The organism is Actinomyces sp. oral taxon 171 str. F0337 (genome assembly GCF_005696555.1).
GTDB classification, from domain to species: Bacteria; Actinomycetota; Actinomycetes; order Actinomycetales; family Actinomycetaceae; genus Actinomyces; species Actinomyces oris_E.
The window spans coordinates 2,787,450-2,811,111 of the sequence record NZ_CP040005.1; the positions used below are offsets into that span (position 1 = coordinate 2,787,450).

At 65.0% G+C, this 23,662-nt stretch carries 22 protein-coding genes and 1 rRNA gene; 5 read left to right on the forward strand and 18 right to left on the reverse strand.

All coding sequences use genetic code 11. The features are described 5' to 3' along the window. Positions 1 to 246: 246 nt before the first annotated feature. The 8 genes from FBF36_RS11865 to FBF36_RS11900 all read right to left on the reverse strand — a co-directional run bounded on the left by FBF36_RS11865 (position 247) and on the right by FBF36_RS11900 (position 11,273). Positions 247 to 1,803 (reverse strand): 16S ribosomal RNA (locus FBF36_RS11865). Positions 1,804 to 2,388: 585 nt separating this feature from the next. After that, a complete protein-coding gene (locus FBF36_RS11870) occupies positions 2,389 to 3,129 on the reverse strand; it encodes a response regulator transcription factor (RefSeq protein WP_009396677.1) in 741 nt (246 codons plus the stop codon). Next, positions 3,126 to 4,574 (reverse strand): histidine kinase, encoded by a 1,449-nt coding sequence (locus FBF36_RS11875; protein WP_009396679.1) that lies wholly within the window; start codon positions 4,572 to 4,574, stop codon positions 3,126 to 3,128. Before FBF36_RS11875 ends, FBF36_RS11870 begins: the two co-directional genes overlap by 4 nt. After that, complete coding sequence (locus FBF36_RS11880; RefSeq protein ID WP_263970024.1) at positions 4,574 to 5,851, reverse strand: serine hydrolase domain-containing protein; 1,278 nt, start codon at positions 5,849 to 5,851, stop codon at positions 4,574 to 4,576. The genes FBF36_RS11875 and FBF36_RS11880 overlap by 1 nt, the downstream gene beginning before the upstream one ends. Positions 5,852 to 5,983: 132 nt before the next feature. Next, positions 5,984 to 6,757: a polyphosphate--glucose phosphotransferase gene (ppgK, locus tag FBF36_RS11885; RefSeq protein ID WP_034492466.1), complete on the reverse strand. Its 774-nt coding sequence runs from the start codon at positions 6,755 to 6,757 to the stop codon at positions 5,984 to 5,986. A 118-nt stretch (positions 6,758 to 6,875) separates the two neighbouring features. Next, positions 6,876 to 8,870: an OPT family oligopeptide transporter gene (locus FBF36_RS11890; protein WP_009396684.1), complete on the reverse strand. Its 1,995-nt coding sequence runs from the start codon at positions 8,868 to 8,870 to the stop codon at positions 6,876 to 6,878. Positions 8,871 to 9,028: 158 nt separating this feature from the next. Then, positions 9,029 to 10,102: an NAD(P)-dependent oxidoreductase gene (locus FBF36_RS11895; RefSeq protein ID WP_225792364.1), complete on the reverse strand. Its 1,074-nt coding sequence runs from the start codon at positions 10,100 to 10,102 to the stop codon at positions 9,029 to 9,031. Then, entirely contained in the window at positions 10,044 to 11,273 is a 1,230-nt protein-coding gene (locus FBF36_RS11900; protein ID WP_034492469.1) for an MFS transporter, read from the reverse strand. The genes FBF36_RS11895 and FBF36_RS11900 overlap by 59 nt, the downstream gene beginning before the upstream one ends. Before the next feature lie 133 nt (positions 11,274 to 11,406). Between FBF36_RS11900 and FBF36_RS11905 the strand changes: the two genes are divergently transcribed. Further along, the gene (locus FBF36_RS11905; RefSeq protein ID WP_034492471.1) at positions 11,407 to 11,733 is read left to right on the forward strand and encodes an ArsR/SmtB family transcription factor; all 327 of its coding nucleotides are present in this window, start codon (positions 11,407 to 11,409) and stop codon (positions 11,731 to 11,733) included. 59 nt (positions 11,734 to 11,792) lie between these two features. Here the strand turns inward: FBF36_RS11905 and FBF36_RS11910 are convergent, their stop codons facing one another. From FBF36_RS11910 to FBF36_RS13850, 3 genes are all read right to left on the reverse strand, one after another. Continuing rightward, on the reverse strand, positions 11,793 to 13,307 hold the full coding sequence (locus FBF36_RS11910; protein WP_009396692.1) for a glycosyltransferase: 1,515 nt from the start codon (positions 13,305 to 13,307) through the stop codon (positions 11,793 to 11,795). Between the two features lie 53 nt (positions 13,308 to 13,360). Then, positions 13,361 to 14,632 carry a polysaccharide deacetylase family protein gene (locus FBF36_RS11915; RefSeq protein WP_009396693.1) on the reverse strand — a complete coding sequence of 424 codons (1,272 nt, stop codon included), beginning with the start codon at positions 14,630 to 14,632 and terminating at the stop codon, positions 13,361 to 13,363. Positions 14,633 to 15,063: 431 nt separating this feature from the next. After that, the gene (locus tag FBF36_RS13850) at positions 15,064 to 15,660 is read right to left on the reverse strand and encodes a CGNR zinc finger domain-containing protein (RefSeq protein ID WP_009396694.1); all 597 of its coding nucleotides are present in this window, start codon (positions 15,658 to 15,660) and stop codon (positions 15,064 to 15,066) included. A 91-nt stretch (positions 15,661 to 15,751) separates the two neighbouring features. Between FBF36_RS13850 and FBF36_RS11925 the strand changes: the two genes are divergently transcribed. Beyond that, positions 15,752 to 16,981, forward strand: a complete 1,230-nt coding sequence (locus tag FBF36_RS11925; protein ID WP_009396695.1) for an MFS transporter — start codon at positions 15,752 to 15,754, stop codon at positions 16,979 to 16,981. A 335-nt stretch (positions 16,982 to 17,316) separates the two neighbouring features. On the opposite strand, the gene FBF36_RS11930 is transcribed toward FBF36_RS11925, so the two are convergent. Together FBF36_RS11930 and FBF36_RS11935 are read right to left on the reverse strand one after the other, a co-directional pair. Further along, positions 17,317 to 18,066 carry an SDR family oxidoreductase gene (locus FBF36_RS11930; protein WP_009396697.1) on the reverse strand — a complete coding sequence of 250 codons (750 nt, stop codon included), beginning with the start codon at positions 18,064 to 18,066 and terminating at the stop codon, positions 17,317 to 17,319. After that, positions 18,063 to 18,560 carry an RrF2 family transcriptional regulator gene (locus tag FBF36_RS11935; RefSeq protein WP_009396698.1) on the reverse strand — a complete coding sequence of 166 codons (498 nt, stop codon included), beginning with the start codon at positions 18,558 to 18,560 and terminating at the stop codon, positions 18,063 to 18,065. The genes FBF36_RS11930 and FBF36_RS11935 overlap by 4 nt, the downstream gene beginning before the upstream one ends. A gap of 354 nt (positions 18,561 to 18,914) precedes the next feature. On the opposite strand from FBF36_RS11935, the gene FBF36_RS13570 reads away from it, so the two are divergent. After that, positions 18,915 to 19,067 carry a transposase gene (locus FBF36_RS13570; protein ID WP_009396700.1) on the forward strand — a complete coding sequence of 51 codons (153 nt, stop codon included), beginning with the start codon at positions 18,915 to 18,917 and terminating at the stop codon, positions 19,065 to 19,067. 189 nt (positions 19,068 to 19,256) lie between these two features. Next, entirely contained in the window at positions 19,257 to 19,397 is a 141-nt protein-coding gene (locus tag FBF36_RS13575) for an ATP-binding protein (protein ID WP_009396701.1), read from the forward strand. A gap of 72 nt (positions 19,398 to 19,469) precedes the next feature. Here the strand turns inward: FBF36_RS13575 and arsA are convergent, their stop codons facing one another. Both arsA and arsD read right to left on the reverse strand, forming a co-directional pair. Then, the gene (gene arsA / locus FBF36_RS11945; protein ID WP_009396702.1) at positions 19,470 to 21,230 is read right to left on the reverse strand and encodes an arsenical pump-driving ATPase; all 1,761 of its coding nucleotides are present in this window, start codon (positions 21,228 to 21,230) and stop codon (positions 19,470 to 19,472) included. A gap of 25 nt (positions 21,231 to 21,255) precedes the next feature. Further along, positions 21,256 to 21,678 carry an arsenite efflux transporter metallochaperone ArsD gene (arsD, locus tag FBF36_RS11950; protein WP_138137612.1) on the reverse strand — a complete coding sequence of 141 codons (423 nt, stop codon included), beginning with the start codon at positions 21,676 to 21,678 and terminating at the stop codon, positions 21,256 to 21,258. Between the two features lie 112 nt (positions 21,679 to 21,790). Here arsD and FBF36_RS11955 point away from each other — a divergent pair, with 112 nt between their 5' ends. Next, positions 21,791 to 22,138 (forward strand): ArsR/SmtB family transcription factor, encoded by a 348-nt coding sequence (locus tag FBF36_RS11955; RefSeq protein WP_009396705.1) that lies wholly within the window; start codon positions 21,791 to 21,793, stop codon positions 22,136 to 22,138. Positions 22,139 to 22,472: 334 nt separating this feature from the next. Here the strand turns inward: FBF36_RS11955 and FBF36_RS13855 are convergent, their stop codons facing one another. Genes FBF36_RS13855 through FBF36_RS11975 form a run of 3 tightly spaced genes read right to left on the reverse strand, consistent with a single transcriptional unit; the run spans position 22,473 to position 23,501 of the window. Continuing rightward, positions 22,473 to 22,844, reverse strand: coding sequence for a DDE-type integrase/transposase/recombinase (locus tag FBF36_RS13855; protein WP_225792365.1), 372 nt, complete (start codon positions 22,842 to 22,844; stop codon positions 22,473 to 22,475). Continuing rightward, positions 22,732 to 23,220 (reverse strand): IS3 family transposase, encoded by a 489-nt coding sequence (locus FBF36_RS11970; protein ID WP_087944008.1) that lies wholly within the window; start codon positions 23,218 to 23,220, stop codon positions 22,732 to 22,734. Before FBF36_RS11970 ends, FBF36_RS13855 begins: the two co-directional genes overlap by 113 nt. Beyond that, complete coding sequence (locus FBF36_RS11975; RefSeq protein WP_157184121.1) at positions 23,217 to 23,501, reverse strand: transposase; 285 nt, start codon at positions 23,499 to 23,501, stop codon at positions 23,217 to 23,219. The genes FBF36_RS11970 and FBF36_RS11975 overlap by 4 nt, the downstream gene beginning before the upstream one ends. Between the last annotated feature and the right edge of the window lie 161 nt (positions 23,502 to 23,662).

Genomic DNA, 23,662 nt, shown 5'->3' on the forward strand with positions numbered 1-23,662 from the left:
GCATGCCACCCCCACACGCACCAAGCACGCAAAAGGGGGGCACCCACCACCACCAAACACAGGCAGCAGAGAGTGTGTCTCCTATACCAACACGGACAAGCCAGCCACACCCGCGAGAACCAACCCACGAGACACGACCAGCCGCCCTTCCGCAGAAGCAGCCCCTCCAGCCGGCCCAGACCCATTCAACAGCCTGAGCAAGATCAAACGGCCAGGAAGCCACCCCCACACATAACCTATCCTTAGAAAGGAGGTGATCCAGCCGCACCTTCCGGTACGGCTACCTTGTTACGACTTCGTCCCAATCACCAGCCCCACCTTCGACCGCTCCCCGTAGGGCCACGGGCTTCGGGTGTTGCCGACTTTCATGACGTGACGGGCGGTGTGTACAAGGCCCGAGAACGTATTCACCGCAGCGTTGCTGATCTGCGATTACTAGCGACTCCAACTTCACGGTGTCGAGTTGCAGACACCGATCCGAACTGAGACCGGCTTTAAGGGATTCGCTCCACCTCACGGTATCGCAGCCCTCTGTACCGGCCATTGTAGCATGCGTGAAGCCCAAGACATAAGGGGCATGATGATTTGACGTCATCCCCACCTTCCTCCGAGTTGACCCCGGCAGTCTCCCGCGAGTCCCCACCACAACGTGCTGGCAACACGGGACAAGGGTTGCGCTCGTTGCGGGACTTAACCCAACATCTCACGACACGAGCTGACGACAACCATGCACCACCTGTGAACCGGCCCCACAAGGAGGAAACCCCGTCTCCGGAGCCGACCGGCACATGTCAAGCCTTGGTAAGGTTCTTCGCGTTGCATCGAATTAATCCGCATGCTCCGCCGCTTGTGCGGGCCCCCGTCAATTCCTTTGAGTTTTAGCCTTGCGGCCGTACTCCCCAGGCGGGGCACTTAATGCGTTAGCTACGGCGCGGAAGACCCGGAAAAGGCCCCCCACACCTAGTGCCCAACGTTTACGGCGTGGACTACCAGGGTATCTAATCCTGTTCGCTCCCCACGCTTTCGCTCCTCAGCGTCAGTAACGGCCCAGAGACCCGCCTTCGCCACCGGTGTTCTTCCTGATATCTGCGCATTCCACCGCTACACCAGGAGTTCCAGTCTCCCCTACCGCACTCAAGCCGGCCCGTACCCACCGCAAGCCCCCAGTTAAGCCAGAGGATTTCACGACAGACGCGACCAGCCGCCTACGAGCTCTTTACGCCCAATAATTCCGGACAACGCTCGCGCCCTACGTATTACCGCGGCTGCTGGCACGTAGTTAGCCGGCGCTTCTTATCCAGCTACCGTCAACCCACCCACAAAAGGGACAGGCCTGCTTCACTGGCGAAAGAGGTTCACAACCCGAAGGCCTCCATCCCTCACGCGGCGTCGCTGCATCAGGCTTGCGCCCATTGTGCAATATTCCCCACTGCTGCCTCCCGTAGGAGTCTGGGCCGTGTCTCAGTCCCAGTGTGACCGTCCACCCTCTCAGGCCGGCTACCCGTCACCGCCTTGGTAGGCCATCACCCCACCAACAAGCTGATAGGCCGCGAGCCCATCCCCCACCGAAAACACCCAAAGGCACAATCTTTCCCACACCCACCATGCAGCAGGCACAGAATATCCCGTATTAGCCACACTTTCATGCGGTTATCCAGAAGAAGGGGGCAGGTTACTCACGTGTTACTCACCCGTTCGCCACTCATCCAGGACCCACAAAAGCAGGCCCCTTCACCGTTCGACTTGCATGTGTTAAGCACGCCGCCAGCGTTCGTCCTGAGCCAGGATCAAACTCTCCAAACAAAACCAACAAACCCCAACCAACCCCACACAACAAAGCATGAAGCCAAGCCAGAGCAACAGTCAGAACAACAGTCCAGAAAACCAGACCAGGCCCAACCCAACCCCACAACAAAAAAGCAGGACCAGGCAAACCAAAACAAAACAAGCCCCAAAAAACCACACACAACCATGCGCAGCCCCCAGGGCCATGGCATAAAAAACATGACACACTATCGAGTTCTCAAACAACACACCCACCGAGATTTGAGACCAGGAAGAATTCCTTGCTTGCCTCTCGAAGGCGACCGGACTAGCATAAGCAGGTTGTCGTTCGGGAATCAAATTCGGATCGCGTGACCCTGATCTCTGAACTATTCTGCTTTTTCCGCGTCGGTAGGATCACTCCTTCCGACTCGGCGTTCCCGCCGTCCGGGGCTGTCGTCAAACCGTAAGGTCGCTCCGGCAGCGAGGAGTACTATAGCCAGACCAGGCCGCCAGCTGTCAAACGACTTTTCTGTGACTCGCATCATACTCCTGGTCCCTGAAGGACAGGCGCGCTCTTCCCTACGCCGGTGTCTCCTGTCGTAGGTCCCCCATCGCGGCTTCTCAGGGCTGTACCAGGCCAGCGCGAATCCCCCAGAGCACCGTTTGCAGGCGGTCTCGAGACCCGGTTTTCTGCATGAGTCCCGTCAAGTGGTACTTGATTGTCGTCGGCTCCACATATAGGTGTCTTGCCATCTCACCGTTGGACATTCCCTGAGCCAACAGTCTGAGCACTTCCAGCTCCCGAGAGGTCAAGGCGACGTCCACGGAAGCGGCTCCGGCGAACGACGCATGCCCGGATGCACCGCCAGCATCCGCAGCTCTGTCGGTGTACTGATGCTGGGCCCCGGTGTCAGGTCGGGCGAGCACACCTCGGGAGCCTCGCCTGGAGAGCTCACGCAGGATCCTGCGGGTGACACGTTGGTCCAAGGTTCCCTCCCCTGCTGCGACGGAGCGGACCGCCCCCAGAAGAGTGTCCTCATCGGCACCCTTGAGGAGAAACCCCGCGGCACCGGCCTCGAGGGAGGCCAGGACGTCGTCGTCGACATCGAAGGTGGTCAGAATAAGCACGTCCACGTCCAGATCGGGGTCGGAGACGATCGCCCGCGTTGCCGCGATGCCGTCGGTCCCGGGCATGCGGATGTCCATGCATACGACGTCGGGGCGCAGTTCACGAGCCAGCGCTATCGCCTCGGCGCCGTCTGCCGCCTCACCCACGACCTCAATGTCCTCTTCGGCTCCGAGGATGACGCTCAAGCCGGCACGGACCACGGCCTGATCGTCAGCGATGACGAGTCGAATCATGGGATATCCACTTCCTCCTCGGTACGGGACCCGTCGACGCTGCCCGGCGGAACGGGGATGACGAGGCGGTTGCGCCAGCCGCCGTCGGGGTCGGGTCCGGTGACCAGTTCAGCGCCCACCAGGGCAGCGCGCTCTGCCATGCCGGACAGGCCGTAGCCACCGCCCTTGCTACCTGCACCTGCCTGACGTGCCTCCGCATTCGGCGGACGTCGGTTGCTCACCACGATCTCCACGCACCCCTGCTGATAGGTGATCCGCACCTGGCAAGGGGCTCCTGGCGCGTGCCGCGCGCAGTTGGCAAGCGACTCCTGAACCATGCGGTAGGCAGCGGTATCCGCCAGCGGGCTCAGGGGACATGGCCGGCCGTTGACTGCGTATCCGACCCGCTGTTGACGACGACGTGACTCCTCAACGAGGTGAGGCACTGCCTCCAGCGAGGGCAGGAGCACCGGCTCCCTTGTCATCTGAGAACCCGTCACGGCCGCCGACTCGGTGCTCGACAACGTCGGCTCATTGCGCCGACCATCCTCACCCTGATCCTCACGTCCGGAGACATTGCTGTCTTCGCTGCGCAGGAGACCGACGACCTGACGTAGATCGGCCAGAGCGGTTCGGGCACTGTCCTGCACCGTCTGGAGCATCTGGTCGGAACGCTCCGGATCCTTGTGCCGCAGGGCCACAGCCGCCTGGGCGCTGACGATGACGCCGGAGAGGTGGTGGCCGGCGATGTCGTGGAGATCGCGGGCCAGGGCATTGCGGCTGGTTCGCAACTCGCGCTCGACCCGCTCGCGCTCCTCGCGCTCGAATAACTGCTTCTCCCGTTCAAGGAGCTCGGCCTTGTCACGCAGCGCCTGGTGGAGCCGCTCGCGCCCCAGCATGTACTCCGCCACCGCCACCGGTAGGAGATAACGCTGGAGCAGGTGCACCGAGAGCAAGATGATCATGGCGATCATCCCACGGTGACCGGAGTGCACCTCGCCCATGAGGAAGACCAGGATAAAAGCGATGACGTTGGCGAACAGCGCGATCTGCCAGCCCGGGACGCGGTAACGCACGAGGTACCAGATGACGACCATGACCGCAACGGATCCGAGCCCCGATCGATCACTGGCGATGAGGATGATGAGATCGGCAGAGGCCACGATCCCGAGCACCCAGTACGGGAACCGCGCCGTCATCATGACAGCAGCTATCTGGAGGGTAGCGAGCGCGCTCAGGACGACCGCCCTGGAAACGGTTTCTGCCCCCTGCCTGGCGACATACTCTGGTTCTGCTATCACCATGCCGACATAAGGCAGCACACTGAGCAGGCACAGCGCCACCGCGGCTCGTGGGAGCCTCGGTGGCGACTGCACCCGGACTGCGGAATCGGGCACGCGGCTGGGCACGCTCCGAGTCAAGCACATGCGCAGCCACGAGGTGCCTGAGTCCGTCTCCGAGCCCATCACTTGTGGCACAGTGTGGCGTCGACGGCGTCCTTGTTCCGCTGGTACTTCTCCTTGGCGGAGCTCTCCAGGTTGTTCTGGTCGGCGATGGCTGTGGGCAGAGCGGTCACGGCGACGGTGACGGCGGTGCCGTCAGGTCCGACGGCGTTGTCGGTCTGGTACCCGTGGATCGACCCGCCGTGGCCCCAGGAGGTGCCTCCACAGGTCAACGACCTGCCGATGAGGCCCAGCCCGTACACCGTCCCCGGTCCAAGGTACGAGCTGGCGTCAACCGCTCCGTTCTTCATCTCGTCGATGCTGGACTGGGTCAGCAGCCTGCCGTCGAAGACGGCCTGGAAGAAGGTGTTGAGCTCGCTCGGGGTCGAGACCATCGCACCAGCCGCCCACCCCCAAGCCGGATCCATCTCGGTAATATCCTCCAACTTGCCCCCAGCACTGAGGTGGTACCCCTGAGGATGAGTACCACGAATCTTCTCCTCCCCCGGGGCCGGGAAGTAGGTATGCGATAGACCCAGCTTCTTGACGATACGCTCATCGATCTGCTCACCCACCGGCCGCTGAGACACCCGCTCAACAAGCATCCCCAACACCACATAGTTCGTGTTGGTGTACTTCCACTGAGTGCCGGGCTCGAAGGCCGCCGGCTTACTCAGAGCCGTGTCCAGCAGGTCACGCGGTTGCGCGTAGTGATCCTTGATCTGGAAGATATCGCTCCTTCCAGGGGTGGTGTCGGTGTACTCAGGCAGACCACTGGTGTGCTGGAGGAGCTGACGCACCGTGATCCTCGATCCGTCGACGCCCTCGCCCTTGATCAGGCCCGGCAGATAGGTCTCGATCGGCTCATCGAGCCCCACCTTGCCCTCCTGAACCATCTGCATGACCACCACGGCCACAAAGGTCTTCGTGTTCGACCCGACCCGCACCTCACCGTCCATCGGCGGAGCCTGCCCCGTCTCCAGGCTGCCCTTACCCACAGCCGCACCCGCGGACTCACCCTTGCTGTCGCTCACCGCCGCCAGAGCCGCCGGGTAACCGGCGTCCACCAGCCCCTGCGCCCGGGACTTCAGGCTCTCAGCCTCCCCCTTCGACGGCGCCGCCGACGCCGCACCACCACCAGCAGCACCCAACGCGATCGCCGCCGCCACAGGCACCGCCAACACCCGCCACACCACCGAACGACGACGGCCGGCTCGGGCACCGGCGGCCCCTACTGCTTCGGGGCATTCAGGAGTGACTACGTTGGAACGGACAGGACTGAACTTCTCTGCTTTACCCATGCCTCCAGTGTCACGACTCCGCGGACCGACCACCCCCACCTACAGCACAGCGCTCCCCGTCCATATGGACAGTCCCGGATGAGGTGGACCGCCGCTCGGCGCCAACCCATGCTGGCGCCGCTTGCGGCCTCTTCAGGAGGTGCGCGTTCGGGAAGCCTGGTAGGCGGCGCCCACGATGCCGGCGGTGTTGAGCAGCTGGGCCGGAACGATCGTGGTCTTGAGATCGAGCAGCGGCAGGTACTTCTCGTGCTTGCGGGAGACTCCACCACCGACGACGAACAAGTCCGGGGAGAAGAGCATCTCCACGTGGGAGTAGTAGCGCTGGAGACGCTTGGCCCACTTCTTCCAGGACAGCTCCTGTGCGGTGCGCTGCCCGGCGGAGGCCCGGCTCTCGGCGTCGTAGCCGTCGATCTCCAGGTGCCCGAGCTCGGTGTTGGGGACCAGGGTTCCGTCAACAATGACGGCGGAGCCGATCCCGGTGCCCAGGGTGGTGACGATGATGGTCCCTGGCACGTCCTTGGCGGCGCCGAAGGCTACCTCCGCCAGGCCGGCGGCGTCGGCGTCGTTGAGGCTGGTCACCGGCCGGCCCAGGTGCTCGCGCATGAGCTCGGTGAGGTTGACGCCCGTCCAGGACTTGTCGAGGTTTGCGATGAACGGGACGGTGCCGTGGACGATCGGAGCGGGCAGGGCCACGCCGACCGGGACGTCGTCGCCCACCTCGAGCTGTTCGAGGAGCTCGCGGCACACCTCGGCAACGGCCGCGGGAGTGGACTCCTCGGGAGTGTCGATGCGGACGCGCTCACCGATGAACGTGCCCGTGGCCAGGTCGACCAGGGCGCTCTTGACGCCCGATCCGCCGATGTCGATACCGCATGCCACTGATGCTGCCGGTGCTGTCGAAGTCATGAGGTCCTCCTGGTACTACGCGTCCTCGCGGCCGCCGCCCAGCCTAGTGCAGGGACGGCGACCGCGAGGACGATCGGTACGAGGAGCCGATAACCTCCGGAGACCGGAGCAGCGGCACTCAGTCGCGGGTGCTCTCCTGGCGGGCGCCCCGGTAGAGGTACCACAGGGTGCCGACGAACAGCACCAGGCCCACCCAGGGGGCGATGCCGGCGAAGCCCTCGGGCATGATGGCCAGCGGGTCCTCCTTGCCGCCGAAGGCCACGACGATCCCGGCGTAGACAACACCGGCAAGACTCTCGCCGACGATGAGGCCGGTCGCCATGAGCGTGCCCATGCGCTTGGCCCGCTCCGGGTTGGCGGTGCGCTGGGCCCAGCGGTCGTAGACGTGGCCGAGGGCGGCGCCGATCGGGATCATGACCGTCACGGCCATCGGCAGGTACATGCCCATGCCGACGGCGAGCGGAGGCAGGGAGTACTTGCTGTTGCGGCGCAGGATCTCATCGATGGCGATGACAACGGCGCCGATGAGGGCGCCCAGACCCAGCAGACTCCAGTTGAGGTCGCCACCGAGGACGCCCTGAACCAGGTGCTTGATGAGGTTCGCCTGGGGCGCGGCCAGAGCGTCGGCACCGGCACCGGGGGCGCCGGCGAAGCCGAAGGCGCCCTGCATGAGGCTGAGCACCGGCGGGATGACGATGGCACCGAAGACGACGCCGATGACGAGGGCAACCTGCTGCTTCCACGGAGTGGAGTCGACAAGCTGCCCGGTCTTGAGGTCCTGAAGGTTGTCGTTCGAGATGGTAGCCACGCCGAAGACGACCGCGGTGACGAACAGGGTGTAGGCCACCAGGGTGCGGACGTCGTCGGGCGAGGAGGTGGTGGCAATGGTGCGCACGAGCGCGGCAGCCGTCACCGCCACGAGGATGCCGACGCCGGAGATCGGCGAGTTGGACGAGCCGATGAGACCGGCCATGTAACCGCAGACCGAGGCCACGACCAGTCCGGTCAGCAGAATGAAGAGGATGGAGGCGATGATGAGGCCCGCCGTGTGGTGGGCCATGGAGGTCCCGTGCAGGAACAGCCACAGGAGCACACCGATGGGCAGCATCGAGCCGACGGTGACGCCGATGACCGTCTTCATCGACAGGTCGCGCTCAGTCAGGGGGATCTCCTCGCCGGCGTCGCGCTTGGCGCTGGTGGCCAGGGACTCGCGGATGCCGGTGGCGATGGGACCGAGGATCTTCAGGAAGGTCCAGATGGCGGCGATGGCGATGGCGCCGGCACCGACGATCCGCACCTCGCTGGCGAAGGTGGTGCTCACGAAGTCCGCGAGGTCCTTGGCGGCGGCCGTCCCGCCCCAGGTACGCATCGGGAGCAGCACGCCGTAGGAGATGAGCAGGCCGACGATCATGGCGATGCCGACGCCGACTCCGACCAGGTGGCCCACGCCGACCAGCGCCAGAGACAGGGAGGTGCCCACCATCGTGGCGCCGGCACCGACCCGGAAGACCCCGGAGATATCGACGCTGATGGCCTTGAGGGCGTTGAGGAAGTACAGGGCCGCCGAGGCGATGGAGCCCCGCACGATGACGCCCAGTCCACGGCTGGACTCCTCGCTGCCCTCGCTGGTGTCGCCCACGCGCAGGACCTCGGCGCCGGCCACACCCTCGGGGTAGGGCAGGTCGGAGCTGGTCACGAGCGCGCGCCGCAACGGGATCGAGTAGGTGACGCCGAGGATGCCGCCCAGGATGATGACCAGGACCGTCTGGAGGTAGGGGAATCCGGTCCACCAGCCCACGATGATGAGTCCGGGCAGCACGAAGATGATGGCGGACAGCGTCCCGGCAGCCGAGGCGATCGTCTGGACGATGTTGTTCTCCTGGATCGTGTGATCGGAGAAGCGGCGCAGGACAGCCATGGAGATGACGGCGGCCGGGATCGAGGTGGCGAAGGTGAGTCCCACCTTGAGGCCGAGGTAGACATTCGCCGCAGTGAAGACGAGCGTGATGACGCCGCCGATGAGGACGCCGCGGATCGTCAGCTCCTTGACCGGGCCGGAGCCGGCACTGGACGGTTTCGCCGCAGCGGAGCCGCTTGAGGTTGTTGTGGACATGGTGATATCTCTCGATGTCGGGATGATTCCGGAGCGAGACTAGCACTGTGTCCGAAAACGATTGTTCACTCCCCATTCGACGCACGACAGATCAGCTATGCCCTCATCGCCCGTGACACGTCGACCGATTCTTCATAGAAGACCCGGGGCCGCGTCCCTTATGAGGTTCTGGTTGAGGTCGAGAACCCAGCCAGGTAGGAGGCGGCCATGTCCTCGTGGGCGTGGCCGGCCTCGGCGACACGGTCAAGCCGGGCGGAGAATGCCTCCATGCCATCGAGCCTCAAGCCGGCTTCGCGGGCGAGCTCGAGGATGAGGTGGGCGTCCTTGCCGGAGGTGTCGACGGCGAAGTTGGCCGGGCTCAGGGCGCCCCGTTCAACGAGGTCGGCCTTGATGCGCAGGAAGGGCAGGTCCAGGCCGCCGCCGTCGAGCACCTCGAAGAACTGGGCCGGGGGCACACTGATCGCCTTCGCCAGGGTGACGATCTCGCCAGCGGCGTTGGACACGGCGATGACCCAGGAGTTGACGACCAGCTTGAGGCGGGTCGAGGTGGCGGCGGCACCGTCCTCGCCGGTCCACACAGTGCGCGACCCGACGGCGTCCAGGACCGGAGTGACCAGCTCACGGCCGGAGACAGGACCGGCGGTCATGATGACAAGGGTGCCGGACTCAGCGGGCTGGCGGGTCCCGGAGACGGGCGAGTCGTAGAAGAGGACCCCGGCGGACTGCGCGATGGCGGCCAGGCCGGCCACATCATCCGGGCCGACAGTGGTCATCTGCAGCCAGGCGGCGCCGGGGCGCATGGCGGGAGCGGTCTCGCGCATGACCTCGGCGACGGCGGCGCCGTCGAAGAGCATGGTGATGACGACGTCGGCCCCCTCGACGGCGGCGGTGGCGGTGGGGGCGATCTCGATGCCGTCGTCGGCCAGGGGCTGGGCACGCGAGATCGTGCGGTTCCAGGCGCGCACGGCGTGGCCGGCGCCGGCGATGTTGCGAGCCATCGCCGAGCCCATAATTCCGGTACCGAGTACGGCTACGGTCAGCTGAGACATGCTTCTCCCTTGATTCTCTCTGATCGAGCTTGTCGACCTGTCCGTGGTCGGCCACCCGCCTGGACCCCCTACGGCGCCCAGGATCGGGAGTGTTGCCGTCCTTTGTACACGACAGGCACCCGAGTCACTCGGAAGCCAGGGCGCCGGCGATCCTGTACAGGGCGACGGCCAGGAGGAAGGCAAAAGCAGTCATGAGACTGGGGCCCCAGAAACCGGAGAGCCGGGTGAGAAGGTCGCCGCCGATGGCGCCGGCGATCGTGGCACCGAGGTACATCGCCGTGTTGGATAGCGAGGAGACGGTTCCTCGGGCTTGGCCGGCGTGGGCCTGCAGCTGCCCCATGAGGACAGGCAGGAGGAAGCCGGCCACGACCAGGGCCGCGGCGAAGGCGACAACGGCGCCCCACATGGTGGTCACGATGAGCGGCATCGCAGCGGCCAGGAGGTAGAAGGCGCCCTGGATGAGGATGCCGCCCCACAGCGACCGCCACTCACCGATCCTTGCAACGACCCGTGGACCGAGGAGCGAGCCCAGCGCCGTTCCCAGACCGATCATCATCATGGCCTTCCCGATAGCGGTCTGCGAGGCACCGAAGTCCTTGGCCAGCCAGGAGCCGATGAAGGAGAACGAGGCGTAGTTGCCGGTCTGGAACACGAGGTAGGCGAGGAGGGACCACCTCAGCACCCGCGAGCCGAGGACCCTGTAGTAGGAGCCAACGACGTCAGCAGGCTCCCCCACCGGCCGCACATGGGGGAACGAGAGGAAGAGGAGTCCCCACAGGATGACGCTGACCGCCGCGACCACGAGGAACGGCAGCTGCCAGCCTCTGATCGACAGGTAGGAGCCGATCGGCACGCCGGCAACCTGCGCAACCGCGAGTCCCGCGGTCGCATAGCCCATGACCTTGATGACGGACGGCCGGGGCACCGTCACCGGGATGGAAGCCCAGATCTGGGAGCTGACGAATGCGGCACTCACGCCGGCCAGGAAGCGGGCGGCAACCATACTCCAGAAGCTCCAGGCCAGGCCGCACGCGCAGGTGAAGACAACGAAGGCCGCCAGGCCGGAGAGGATGACTCGACGTCGATCGTGGCGGTCCGAGACGGGGCCGGCCACGAGGGCGAACAGCGCGTACCCCAGGGCGTAGGCCGAGACCAGCCAGCCTGCCCGGGACAGGGGGACGTCGAGCTCGCGCCGGAGCAGGGGCAGCAGGGGCGCGACGAGGAAGGTGTCGGTCCCGATGGCGAACATGGTGAGGAAGGACAGCCACCCCATGGTCGAGACGCGGACACCCGTCGGCGACGTCCTCTCGCCATCCACGGACACGGGCGATGAGCCACGAGTCTTTTCAGTCATCTCAAATCTCCTTAGTTCGATGTTTGACGTACTAAGAATTATTCGAGACGCTATCGTTGTCAACCCCGCCCCGGTGCGCGCCGGGGCGAAGTTTGAGATGGCGAAGCGCGAGACAGAGAGACGGGGACGAACCGTGAAGGACAGGGAGCTCTTCCACCCCGAGGCAGGGGACATCTCCCTGGACGCGATCCTGGGCGCCTTGTCCGACCCCATCCGCCGCGACGTCCTGCGTCGGATCGCCGATGAGGGCGCCCTGTACTGCGGGGACCTGAGCTACGACGTCGTCAAGTCCACGATGTCGCACCACTTCCGGGTGCTGCGCGAGTCGGGGCTCATGCATACCGAGCGCGAGGGCAAGCACCGGCGCATAACCCGGCGCGACGACGTCATCGAGCAGCGCTTTCCGGGGCTGCTGGCCGCCGTCGGCCTGCCTCCTGGCAAGGGCCGATGGCCGGACTGACGACCACCCGAGCGAGCACTCTGACGGCGACAGGACAAGCCGCCGCCATCGCCCGCCGCTCACTGCGAGGTGACCTCGACCCGCTGGCGGGTGTTCCACCCCATCTTGCCGCTGGTAACCATCCCCCAGACCCGCAGGGGACGCAGGATCAGTGCGGACCACAGCGTCGCCGCCGGGGACAGGATGAGACTGACGCATCTCTCGGAGCCAGTGGTGTCAGAGCGCCACACAGCGATGTACCGCGAGCCCTGCGCCAGCCCGATGGCAAGAGGCACCAGCAGAGCCGCGAGAGGAATCCCATCGCCAACGACGAGCGGACGCCAGAGCACGAGGTAGACGAAGAGCGAGATCACCAGCCAGACCTGCATCCACCCGGTGACCTGCCGCCACCACCCCCATGAGAGAACCGGCAGGAAGCGGATGCGCCAGAGCCCGCGGATGAAGGAGCCGCGGAACCACCGCTCCTGCTGGCGGTAGTGGTGGCTCCAGCGGTCAGGCATCCACGCGAAGGCGAAGGCCGAGGGCTGCTGGACGGTTCTGCCGTGCAGCAGGGCGAAGAGGGTCAGCAAGGAGTCGTCGGAGAACTCCACGTGCCGCCCCAGGTAGCTCTCATTCATGTAGGTCTCGATGTTCTCAGCCAGGATGGAGCACCGGTAGGCGGCCAGACCACCCGAGTTGACCATGACCGACCCGAGCCGTGACATGAAGGAGCGGTCGATGAGCTGCTGTCCGACGAAGATCACGTCGGTCACACGTGCCAGCAGGTTCTCCCGGTTGTTGATCGCCAGGATGACACCTGCGACTGACATCACCCGCGGATCGCTGAAGGGCTGGACGATCTCATGAAGCGCCTCGGAGTCGAGCATGGAGTCGGAGTCGACGGTCACGAACAGGTCGGCGTCACGAATCTTCCTGAAACCATGGATCTGAGCATGGCGCTTGCCCTCATTGGCGGTGCGCTGCCAGGTGGCGTAGATGCGGGCCACCGCCGCCTGGCGGATGAACCAGTCCCGCTGCGCCACATAGGCGCACTGGGTGGAGCCGTCGTCGACGACGTGAATCTCGGTCGGTGGAGAGCTCTGGTTCAGCAGGGCGGAGAGCATCCGCACCACGACGTCGGGATCCTCGTTGTAGAGCGGAACGAGCACGGCGACCCGGTACACCTCACCGCGGCCGATCACTCGTCCCTCGAAGCCGGCCAGCACGAGCTGCACGGCCACTACCACGAAGAGGACATCGAAGGCCCATACGATCCACGTATCCAGGACGTGGTGCCGACTGACCAGGACGCGCCAGCACAACCACCCCACCACGCCGAGGACCACCAGGATGGCGGGCAGGGGCCCACTGGTTCGCATCAGCGCCCGGGGCAGCCCGGTGACCTCGGCTGATCGCTGAGCCTCATCCGTCGTCGTCAGCGGGGTGCGCACAGTGGCCACGGCGCCGCGATCCTTGCCGCGGGCCCGGACCGCCCTGAGCCGCATCCCGCGCTTGAACAGGAGCTTGACCGCGAAGCAGGCCAGCAGGATGAGAAGGCAGACGAGCATGACGACGAATCCGAATGACCAGTGCATGCGTCAGCCTTTCCGTGTCGAAGAGCCGGCTCGGGGCGGAGTACTGCGCCGTGTCACTCCGGGGCCGGTACTGGTGACTGGCTGCGCATGACCTCCGGAACCGTCTTGACGGGCAGGCCGGAGTCCGCGACCTGCTTCATGAAGCGCTCGAAGGTGTCCACCTTCACCGACTCGGGGGCACCGTCGGGCTCCTCATCGACGCGATGGAAGACCATGTGGGTCCAGCACCGGTACTCCTGGCAGCGGGCCAGGGCCCGCTCGACCTGGGACTCGGTGGTGTAGGAGCCGCAGTAGAAGACGCGGAGCCGGAACGGATCCCCCGGCGCGAGCGTCTCCGGGGCGTTCTCGATGGTGCGCAGCGAGGAGAAGTAGCTCTGGGAGGTGCGCAGCACGAGGTCGTTGTACCGCCCCATGGGCAGGGCGAAGTGGGCGGCGCCCTCGGGGTAACCGTGCTCGAGGAGGAAGGACCTGATCGTCTCGAACTCCTGGCGCACCCCCGCCTCGTCGAGCGTGGTGAGGTCGGTGGAGGCATGGGCGGCGATGTCCCAGCCGTGGACCTCTCGCATCTCAGCGAGCTGGTCGGTGCTCATGCGCCCCGGCAGTCCGACCTTGTCGGCGATGACGTAGGAGGTTGCCGCGCGGATGCCGCAGTCCTGCATGATCTCCCGGGCCGTCTTGTAGTCGCTGTCGTAGCCGTCGTCGAAGGAGATGGAGACGATGCCGCTGTCCGCCGAGGGCAGGGTGGCCAGGTAGCCGAGCCACAGGCGGCTCGGTGCCGAGTCGGAGGCGGGGACCGTCTTCAGGCGCACCCGCGTCACCCGGTCCAGCCTGGGATGGCCGACGACGGCGCGCTCGGCGGCGCGGTTGACGGTCACCCGGCACCAGCTCCCGGTGCGCAGCGTGCGCATGTCGGGTGCGACGTCCAGGCGCAGGCAGTCCTCCCCTTCCCCGCCGAGCTCGAGCTGGATGCTGTCGATCTGCCGGTAGTCCTCGGCGCGCAGCCACATGTCCCACTGGCAGTCGGTCATGTCGACGCCCGAGAGTGCCAGGTCGGCACTGGTGGGGCGGGCGGGGTCGCCGGTGGTGGTGATCTCCAGCGACTGGGTCCCGTGGGAGTGGGTGGAGGTGTCGGGCCGTATGGAGCCGTCCCTGGAGGAGAGGGTCCAAGCGCGCGGATCCTGCATGTCCGACAGCACCTGCGACGGCGCCGCGGGAGGGCCGGCGACCGGGGCCGGGGAGGCGTGAGCCGTCGACTGCAGCTCAGGTAGAAGAGTGCTCGAGGCGGCCAGGGCGAGACCACCCATCAGGAAGTTGCGGCGCCTCATCCGGTCATGCTGCGGCAAGGTACTTCTCCAGTTAACAGTCCACTCGGTTGGTTTCCTCTTCAGGATACGCACGAGATCGCTGCCACCGCAGACAAAAGTCGCGGACACCCATCCTCAACGGCCTGCTACATCGTGCTAGCAGCCCGCCAGGACCCCGCAATTCCGCGCAGCGCCGCCAACCAGCACTGACCGAGCGTGAGAGATGTCACGATCGCCCTCGTAGCGGCCACTTGGACCGTACACGGCCGGGTCGTATTAGCCAGAGTTCATCCAAACCGCACAAGACTCAGACCCTCGCGGAGCACACCAACACCCCACCCAGACCCCATGGAGCAAGCACCTAGGGCAGCGAGCTGAGACCAGTCAGGCTCCGCAGCCCCTCCGTCAACATCGTCACCGGCGCGAACACCACCCGACCCCACCCACAGGAGTCACCTTGCAGACCGGGCATGCCTAGCCACTCGGACACGATTCCCACAAGCCGGCGAGCACCACTCGCGCCGAGGATGGGTCTTCTCGAAAAACAGAATGCACCCCGGAGCCTGGCAAGCACGTAATCGAGAGCATCGTTCCGGACGTGCATACTCTGCCGCAGCAGAGGCGACCTCACCCAGCGCAATCGCAAGCGGGTCGGCGACATGCCATCGACGACGAGCGACGAGGCTGTCAGCCTGCTGCAGCTCTATGTAGTGAGCAGCCCCGACCGCCGCATCGTTCATGCGCACGAGATCCTGCTGAGCCGGATTGGCGCCACCAGCGAGCGCTGTCAGGTAACCACGGATCGCTTCCCTTAGGTCCAGCCAATCCCCCAAATCCCGAACGTCACTGGAGACGCCAGCAAGAACTGGGCGCAGGTCGGCACTGAACTGCTCCCGATGACGAGCCAGCCAAGCATCCAGCTCCGACGGCGTGGTGAGGGTGTCCACAACACGCCCGCGCAACCCCCCATCCACGAAGGTTGTGTTCACCAGCTCGATCGGTAAGGGTTCGCCATCCAACGGAGGAACCAGGGGTGCATCTCGGACCATGGACTAACGGTAACAGGTCTTGACAACCATTAGAAATGGTGCTTCCATCCTACTAATGCTTGAGGTTCACCAAAACCGTTAGGAGTGTGGGATGACCACCACCTTGCAACACTGGCAGGGTCGAATCACGGCCGTAGCCTTCACCTCCCTGACCGGAGCGTTCGGATTGAATCTGGCGATCGGACAGTTCATTGCGCCGCTCATGGACAGCCTTGCCTGGTCCTTAGCGGCAACGAGCACTGTGGTTGCAGTGAACACGCTGGCTTGGGGACTGTTTCAGCCACTTGCCGGTCGACTGATTGACCGGATCGGCCCTCGTCAGGTGATGGCGGGGAGTGCATCGCTGATGGGACTGTCCTACGTCACGCTTGCGACCGTGACCGAGTACTGGCAGTTCTTAATCCTATTCGGGGTTGTAGTTGCTGCAGGATTCGCCGGGTGCAGTTCAATGCCTTCCTCAGTCCTGGTAGCTCGATGGCACACCAAGAGCCGTCCTCGAGCGCTCGCTGTGAGTTCGATGGGTATCAATGCCGGCCAGCTGCTACTTCTCCCACTAGCCGGAGTACTTGTCACCATGCTCGGTTGGCGGGCCGCGTTCCTTGCTCTTGGGGCGATCATGCTCGCCCTTGTTGTGCCGGTGCTGTGGTTCGGGGCGCGCAACAGCCCCAGCGACGTCGGTATCCGATCCGACGGCACGCTCGAGCCGGCAGGAGCGCCCACCACATTGCGCGACGCACTGAGTGACCGTCAGTTCTGGACGATCAGCCTCAGTTTCGCCGGCTGCGGGTACTCGCTCTACCTGTTCACCACGCACATGCCGAAGCTTGCCCTGGAGCTCAGCGGCAGCCCCAGTACGGGCGGATGGCTCATGGCACTGGTCGCCCTGTGCAGTGCGGCCTCTATGTGGTTGACCGGACAGTGGGCGGCCAAGCGATGGGGCAAGCGAGTTACGCTCATCGTGCTTCACACCGCCAGGGCAGTGTCTTTCACGGTTCTCGCACTTGCACCAAGCCTCCCCGCCTTCATCCTCGGCGTGGTGATGTTCGGCCTCTCATCCTTCCCGGTGATTCCTTTGACCACCGGACTGGTGGCCGACCGCTTCGGCGGCACAGCGATGGGAGGGATCTTGGGATCATCCTGGCTCATCCACCAGATATTCGCCGCCCTAGGCGTCTTGCTGGGCGGGCTTCTGCGTGACGCCACCGGCAGCTACAGCGCATCCTTCGCCAGCGGAGCCGCTGTGCTCATTGCATCCACTGTGCTCACCTGGCTTATTTCGGAGGGACGATTCCAACTCCGCCCGAGCCCGACTGCCGCGTAGCGAGACTCGTCCGACACCTCGACAGAAACACCCGAGCACAGGGCTTCAGATCTACGGAAGCCGACTCGGCACCCAGAAGTCACACAAGGCGCGAAAAGGTCTGCCCCGCCAGTCTCCTGGCGGGGCAGACCCCTGAGGTGGTGGAGCTAACGGGAGGGTAAACCACTTGAAAACGGGCGGTGACATCGCCGATCAACAAATCCTCCTCGACGACGAGCTGGGTGGCATTGAGGCGGTGGCGCAACGTAAGAACCGCATTGGGGTAAGACATGGAACTCTACTGGGCTACGCGAAGAAGGGCTGGCTCACGCCAGCCCCGGGTGACGTATTGACAGTCAGGCTGCTGACCCTTGGGTACTCACCCATCTGGCAACGTCAGGTCCTAGAAGCTCTGCACCGCGCGGCGCGAGCAGCACCCCCTGAGCGAGCTCTGGCAGACCTGGGGCTGTGACAACGACAGGCCGCACATCCCCCTTGGCCTGCAGTAACTGTCGGGTCAGGTCAGGCAAATGTACCCGTTCAGGGCCGGCGATCTGTCGGTCACGGACGGAGCCGCTGGACGCTTCGACCAAAACCCGGGCAACTTCGTCGACGGCGACAGGCTGGACAAGCCAGTCCTCGACGCGCACCTGATCGTCAGATTGGGTGACCGCGCCCGGGTTGAGGGCAAACTCCATCCACTGCGTCGAGCGCACCACCACGTGCTCGAGTGCGCAATCGGCCAGTACCTGCTCCTGGGCGCGCTTGGCGAGGTAGTAGTCGAATTCGTCGAAGGCGGGGTCGTCGATGTTGCAGATCGACAAGTGCACTAGTCGGTCAACGCCGGCGTGCTGGCAGGCCCGAACAACGCGAGCCGTGGCGTCGCGGAAAGTAGCGACGAGGTCGGCGTTGGCGCTGACCGGGAAGGGGTTGGAGGTATCGATGGCTACGTCGGCACCGTCTAGGGCGCTGGTAAGGCCTTCACCGGTGTGCAGATCTATACCGGTGGCACGAGACAGAGTAATGACGTCATATCCAGCCTGGCGAGCGGTCCGGGTGGTGGCGCGGCCAGCGGTACCGGTGGCGCCGATGATGGCGATCTTCACAAGGGGTCCTTAACGGGGTCGGGATCCAGACCGGTGGCCTGGAGCATGCGGGTTCGGGTGGCGTTGTCGAGGCCGGCTGCTAGGTCGGCGATAGAGGTGCCAGCCAACGAGGCACGCCAAGCATCCTCGGCACGGGACATAGCTCGGTTGATCGAGCACAGACCTGACGCGAGGATCTGCGATTTCTGGTCGATGAATGCACCCTGGCATCGGATCTCGTTGCACTGGAACAAAGGTGCCGCGCTACCTAATGCAGAAACCACGTCATCCAGGCTCACCCTTGCGGCTGGCTGGGACAAGCGGAACCCGCCCGAGGCACCGGCCACTGAGGCAACGATGCCCGCCGCCGCAAGCTTCTGCAGGTGCTTGTTCAGATAGGTCGGCGACAGATCGAACACTCCCGCCAAGCCCGCACTCGAAACAACCCGACCTCCAGCCACATCCAGCACGACCAGCGCGTGCGCAGCCCACTCCACTCCCTTCGGCAATTGCATATCAGGATACTAACTATCCATATACTAGATGTCTAGATTTGGCCACCTTGATCGGGTGCGCCGTACGCGGGCTGATCGTCGATCACGCACTCAATCCGCCCAGCTGGCAAGACAGCCCCTGGTATAGGTGAACCCTCACTCGAACACGGAGGCGATCCGCGTCGCACACCGCGGCCGGGGCCGGCCCCGCAGCGCCCGAGGCGGGTGCTGATTGACAAGGCCTACTCCTCGCAGGCCGACCGGGCCTGACTGCGCGCCCACCGCATCCGCACCACGATCCCGGTCACGGCCGACCAGGTGGCCCACCGTCGAGCCAGAGGCTCACGCGGTGGACGCCCGCCGGCCTTCGACTCCGTGACGCACAAGAACTGCAGCACCGTGGAACGCGGCTTCAGTCACCTCAAGCACCACCGAGCCCTGGCCATCCGCTACGACAAGCTCGCCGTGCGCTACCAGGCCACCATCCACATCGCCAGGATCGACCACTGGCTCAAAGGACATACATAACAGGCCCTAAAGCACCACGTTCACGCCGATAACCCGCCGATAACCTGCGCAAGGCAACCGGCACGTTGAAAGAGGTCTGCCCCGCCAGTTTTCTGGCGGGGCAGACCTTCGAGGTGGTGGAGCTAGGGGGAGGCTTGTCGAAACTTGCCCCACCGCTGATTCAGATGGTGCGAGCGCACCGGTCGATCCGTGCGAGACCGCACACGTCACTGGACTGACCCAAGGCTCTGCGCCGCGATCGTCGACCGCCTCACCCACAACGCCACCATCATCGAAACCGGCACCAACTCCTACCGCCTCGCCCACACTCGGGCCCGACAGGCCGGGTGACACCCTGCGAATAGGCAGTCGCCTACCGCCGGACCCAACTGGTGGATCCGGCGGTAGGCGTCATTCATGGGGTCAGTTGCTGAGAGCGGTGAGCTGTTGCGTGCCGACGGGTTCGCGGGTCTGGGTGGGGATTACTGCCATGCGGCTGGTGGTGGCGGCCACCGCGTCCAGCTGCTGCTGCTCGGAGCGTGCCCGGGTGGCGAGCAGTGGGCTGGTGGGGTGGGCTGCCGCGAGGGAGTTGTTCACCACCCACGCCCACGGGTGGATGCTGGCGCGTTCCAGGTCACTGGCCAGAGCCTGCGCCTCGGTGACGGGGGTCGTCTCAGGCAAGGTGACCACGATGATCTTGGTGTGGTCCGGATCCTGGAGCCGCATCAGCGGGGTGGTGACGTGGCCGCGCTGGCCGTCGTCGAGGTGGCGGGTGATGTCGCGGTGGTAGGAACCGGTGGCGTCCATCAGGAGCAGGGTGTGGCCGGTGGGGGCGGTGTCCATGACGACGAACTGGTCACGGGCCTTGTTCACGGCGCGGCTGAACTGCTGGAAGACGGCGATCTCCTCGGTGCAGGGGCTCATGAGGTCCTCGGCGAGGGCGGCGCGGCCGGCGTCGTCGAGCTTGGCGCCCTTGGAGGCCATGACGTGGTCGCGGTACTCCTGGATGGCTTTCTCGGGGTCGATGGCGCTGACCTCGAGCCCATCGACGTCGTTGCCGAGGGTGGACGACAGGTGCGCGGCGGGGTCGGTGGTGGTGAGCAGGACCTTCTTGCCGCGCTGAACCAGGGCGATGGCGATGGCGGCTGCGACGGTGGTCTTGCCGACACCGCCCTTGCCCATCGTCATCACGAGCCCATGGTCGGCCTCGGCGAGCTGGTCGACCAGGCCGGCGAGGTGCGGCTGCTGGCCGATGCCCTGCCCGCCGGTGTCCTGCGCGTCGGCCTGCGGGGCGTCCTCGTAGTGGAACAGGGTGGCGAGTGCCTCCAGGCCGACCATGTTGACGCTCTTGAGGCTCACCGTGTCGCGGGGCAGGGCTGCCAGGGCGGCGGGCATGGCAGCGAGCGCGGCCTGTTCGCGGTCGTGGATGGCGCGGGACAGGTCGTCGGTGGCGGCCGCGGCGGGCAAGACGCCGTTGACGACCAGGTTGGTGGCGTGGATGTCGAGCTCGGCGAGCTCGTCCAGGGTGCGGGCGACCTCGCGCAGCGTGGACTGCTGGGCCCGGGCGACGAGCACCAGGCGGGTGCTGGTGGGGTCGGTGAGGGCCTCGACGGCGGCGCGGTAGGTGGCGCGGTTCTTCTCGAGCCCGCTCATGGGCCCCAGGCAGGACGCGTCGCCCTTGCCGTTGTCAAGGTAGCTGGTCCAGCTGCCGGGCAGCTGCAGCAGGCGGATGGTGTGGCCGGTGGGGGCGGTGTCGAAGATGACGTGGTCGTAGCCGGCGGTGGCCTGGGTGTCGGCGAGCAGGTCGGTGAACTCGTTGAACGAGGCGATCTCGGTGGTGCAGGAGCCCGACAGCTGCTCGGTGATGGCCTCGATCTCCTTGATGGGCAGGACCGCGCGCACCGGTTCCAGGATCTTGTTGCGGTAGGCCTCAGCTGCCTCGTCGGGGTCGATCTCCAGCGCGTCGAGGCCGGGCACCTGCGGAATCGGGGTGATCTTGTTGCCGATGGTGGCACCGAACACCTGGGCGATGTTGCTCGCCGGGTCGGTGCTGACCAGCAGCACCCGCTTGCCCTGGTGGGCGAGGTGCACGGCCGTGGCGCACGCGATGCTGGTCTTGCCGACACCGCCCTTGCCAGTGAAGAAAAAGTGCCGGGGCGGGTTGTCGAGAAACTGGGTCAGCACAGTCTCCTGAAAGTTCGAGTCGGGGTCAGCAACAGCCGGACACGGTGCTGGTAGTGGCGGGCTGCCCACAGCAGCCAGTGGACGCGGCGGGGGCTTCCTGCTGCGGGCCGCAGCATCCGCCCTGGGGCTGGGCGTCCTTCGTCGGGTTCAGGCCGACGTAGCGCTCCAGCTCGTCGCGGCGCGGGTGGCGGCCGGCCAGCACGGTGACGTCGTCGACCAGCGTCAGGGGCAGCCCCTCGGAGCCGGCGGCCTGCAGGAACTTGACGACCACGGGGTGCTCCGCGAACTGCGCCGGCTCGCTGGCCAGGTTGGCGCGGTGGACGTCCACCCCCTGCGCCTTGAGGGCGTTGACCGCGGCGGTGAAGTCGACCAGCTCCTGGTCGAGGTCGGGGCCGCAGACCCCGGTGTTGCAACACAGTGCAGGTTCGAAGACACGGATGACGGGCATGGGAAACCTCCGGCTCGGGTGGAGGACGACCATCACGGATTGATGACCGTCGATATGAGTGAGTGTGGCACACGTATCGACAGATGTCAATATGAGCGGGTAGCATGTCTGCATGACCGAACTGCTGGAAGCCCCGATGGCCGCCGCCGAGGCCTGCGCGCCGGATGGTGGCACGATCTCGATGGAGCAGGCGGAACGGGTTGCGCTCGTCGTGAAGGCGCTCGCTGACCCGGTGCGGCTGCGGATCCTGCACCACATCGCGGCCAGCCGGTGCTCCAGCGTGTGCGCGTGCCACATGCCCGAGGTGTTCGGCGTGACCCAGCCGACGCTGTCACACCACCTGAAGAAGCTGGTCGAGGCCGGGCTGGTGGACAAGGAAATGCGCGGCAAGTGGGCGCACTTCACCCCGCGACCCGAAGGGCTGGCCGCGTTGCACGAGTACCTCGCCATGCTGGGCTGAGGCCCCGCGACCCGAAAGGACATCCCCATGCACGTTGTGTGCGTCGGCGGCAGCGATGCCGGCATCTCCGCGGGGCTGCGTAGACCTGTCCAGTTTTCTGTGTAAGCGGTTTACAGGTAGGGGTTGATTTGGACTTCCGGGTGTTTTTCGGACAGTGCTTGTTTTCTTACTTCAGGCTGCCTTCGTTAAGTCCAGGAGCTCGCGTTCGACCTCGTTCGGGGTGCGATACCCTAGGGCTGAGTGAAGGCGAACATGATTGCATCTCAGCTCGAACCGTGAGGCAATATCCTTGGCCGCCTTATCCTTCGTGGCATACACCATCCGGTGGACTCTCTCATTCTTGAGCGTGGCATTGAACGACTGAAGCCCACGCATTGTCCCAGCAAACCCCCGCACGCCCCACAGAGGGACGAATACCATAGGACCTGAGATGGTCCAGAAATCTTTGAGACATGTACTGACTACCTCGGTCCGAGTGAAAGATCGTCACACCCTCCTCAATCGGACACCTGCGTACCGCCATGTCAATGGCCTGGCACACCAGGGACGTGTGCATGTGGTCGCCCATCGCATAACCCACGACCTTCAAGGCATCAGCAGTCCAGAACGGTCGCAAGATAGATAAATCCAGCCCACGTCCTGACGTAGGAGGGGGCACCTCCCGCTTGCGGGGGAATGTCCCCGCACAGCTTCTTGCCGGGCTCATTGGCGGTGAAGTCCTGCCTGAGCAGGTCCGACCGCTCATCCAGGTCCTCAGCCGGCACGGTGGTGCGGACCTTTGCCCGTGGCCCGGCGGCCTGTAGCCCCAGGTCACGCATGATGGCGCGGATCGTGGCCCCGTCGGCCCGCACACCGCGCCGCTCCAGAATCACCTGGATTCGCCGGTACCCGTAGGTGCCATCAGAGTCCTCAAAAACGTCCTTAATAATAATGGCCAGCTCCTCCCTCCGAATTGCCGTCTGCGACTGGGGCCGGTCGCGCCAGGAGTAGTACCCTGATTTTGATACCCTGGACCATCGACACATTGAGGAGATGGGATAATGGCCTTCTTCGCGGTTAATGAGCTCGTAGCGATCAGTCACGGTCGTTCCTTGGCGAAGAAGGCAGCTGCTTTTTTCAGGAACTCGTTCTCCCCACGCAGCTCACGAACCTCTGCCTTTAACTTTGCGATCTCGGCTGACTCGGAAGCTTTCTTGCGGTCCTGGTCTGTGGCGTGTTCCTTCTTGTATCTTGCGACCCAGTTACCTACTGTTTGAGCAACAAGGTCATATGAGTCGGCCACTGACGCTATCGTGCGTTCCTTCTCGATGACTTCACGCACAACCTGTGCCTTGAACTCTTCTGAGTATTTCGCTGCTGGCATGGTATCCATCCTATCGACTCACGGGAAGAAAAACTCCCCCAGTCCGAGAAACACCACGCACCCCAGTACAACTTGAGCGTCATGAGTCAGGTCTGCTGCACGGCCAGCGAGGTTTCGCCTGGTGCTCTGCCCCACGCGACCGCTTCTCGCACTGCTTGCGC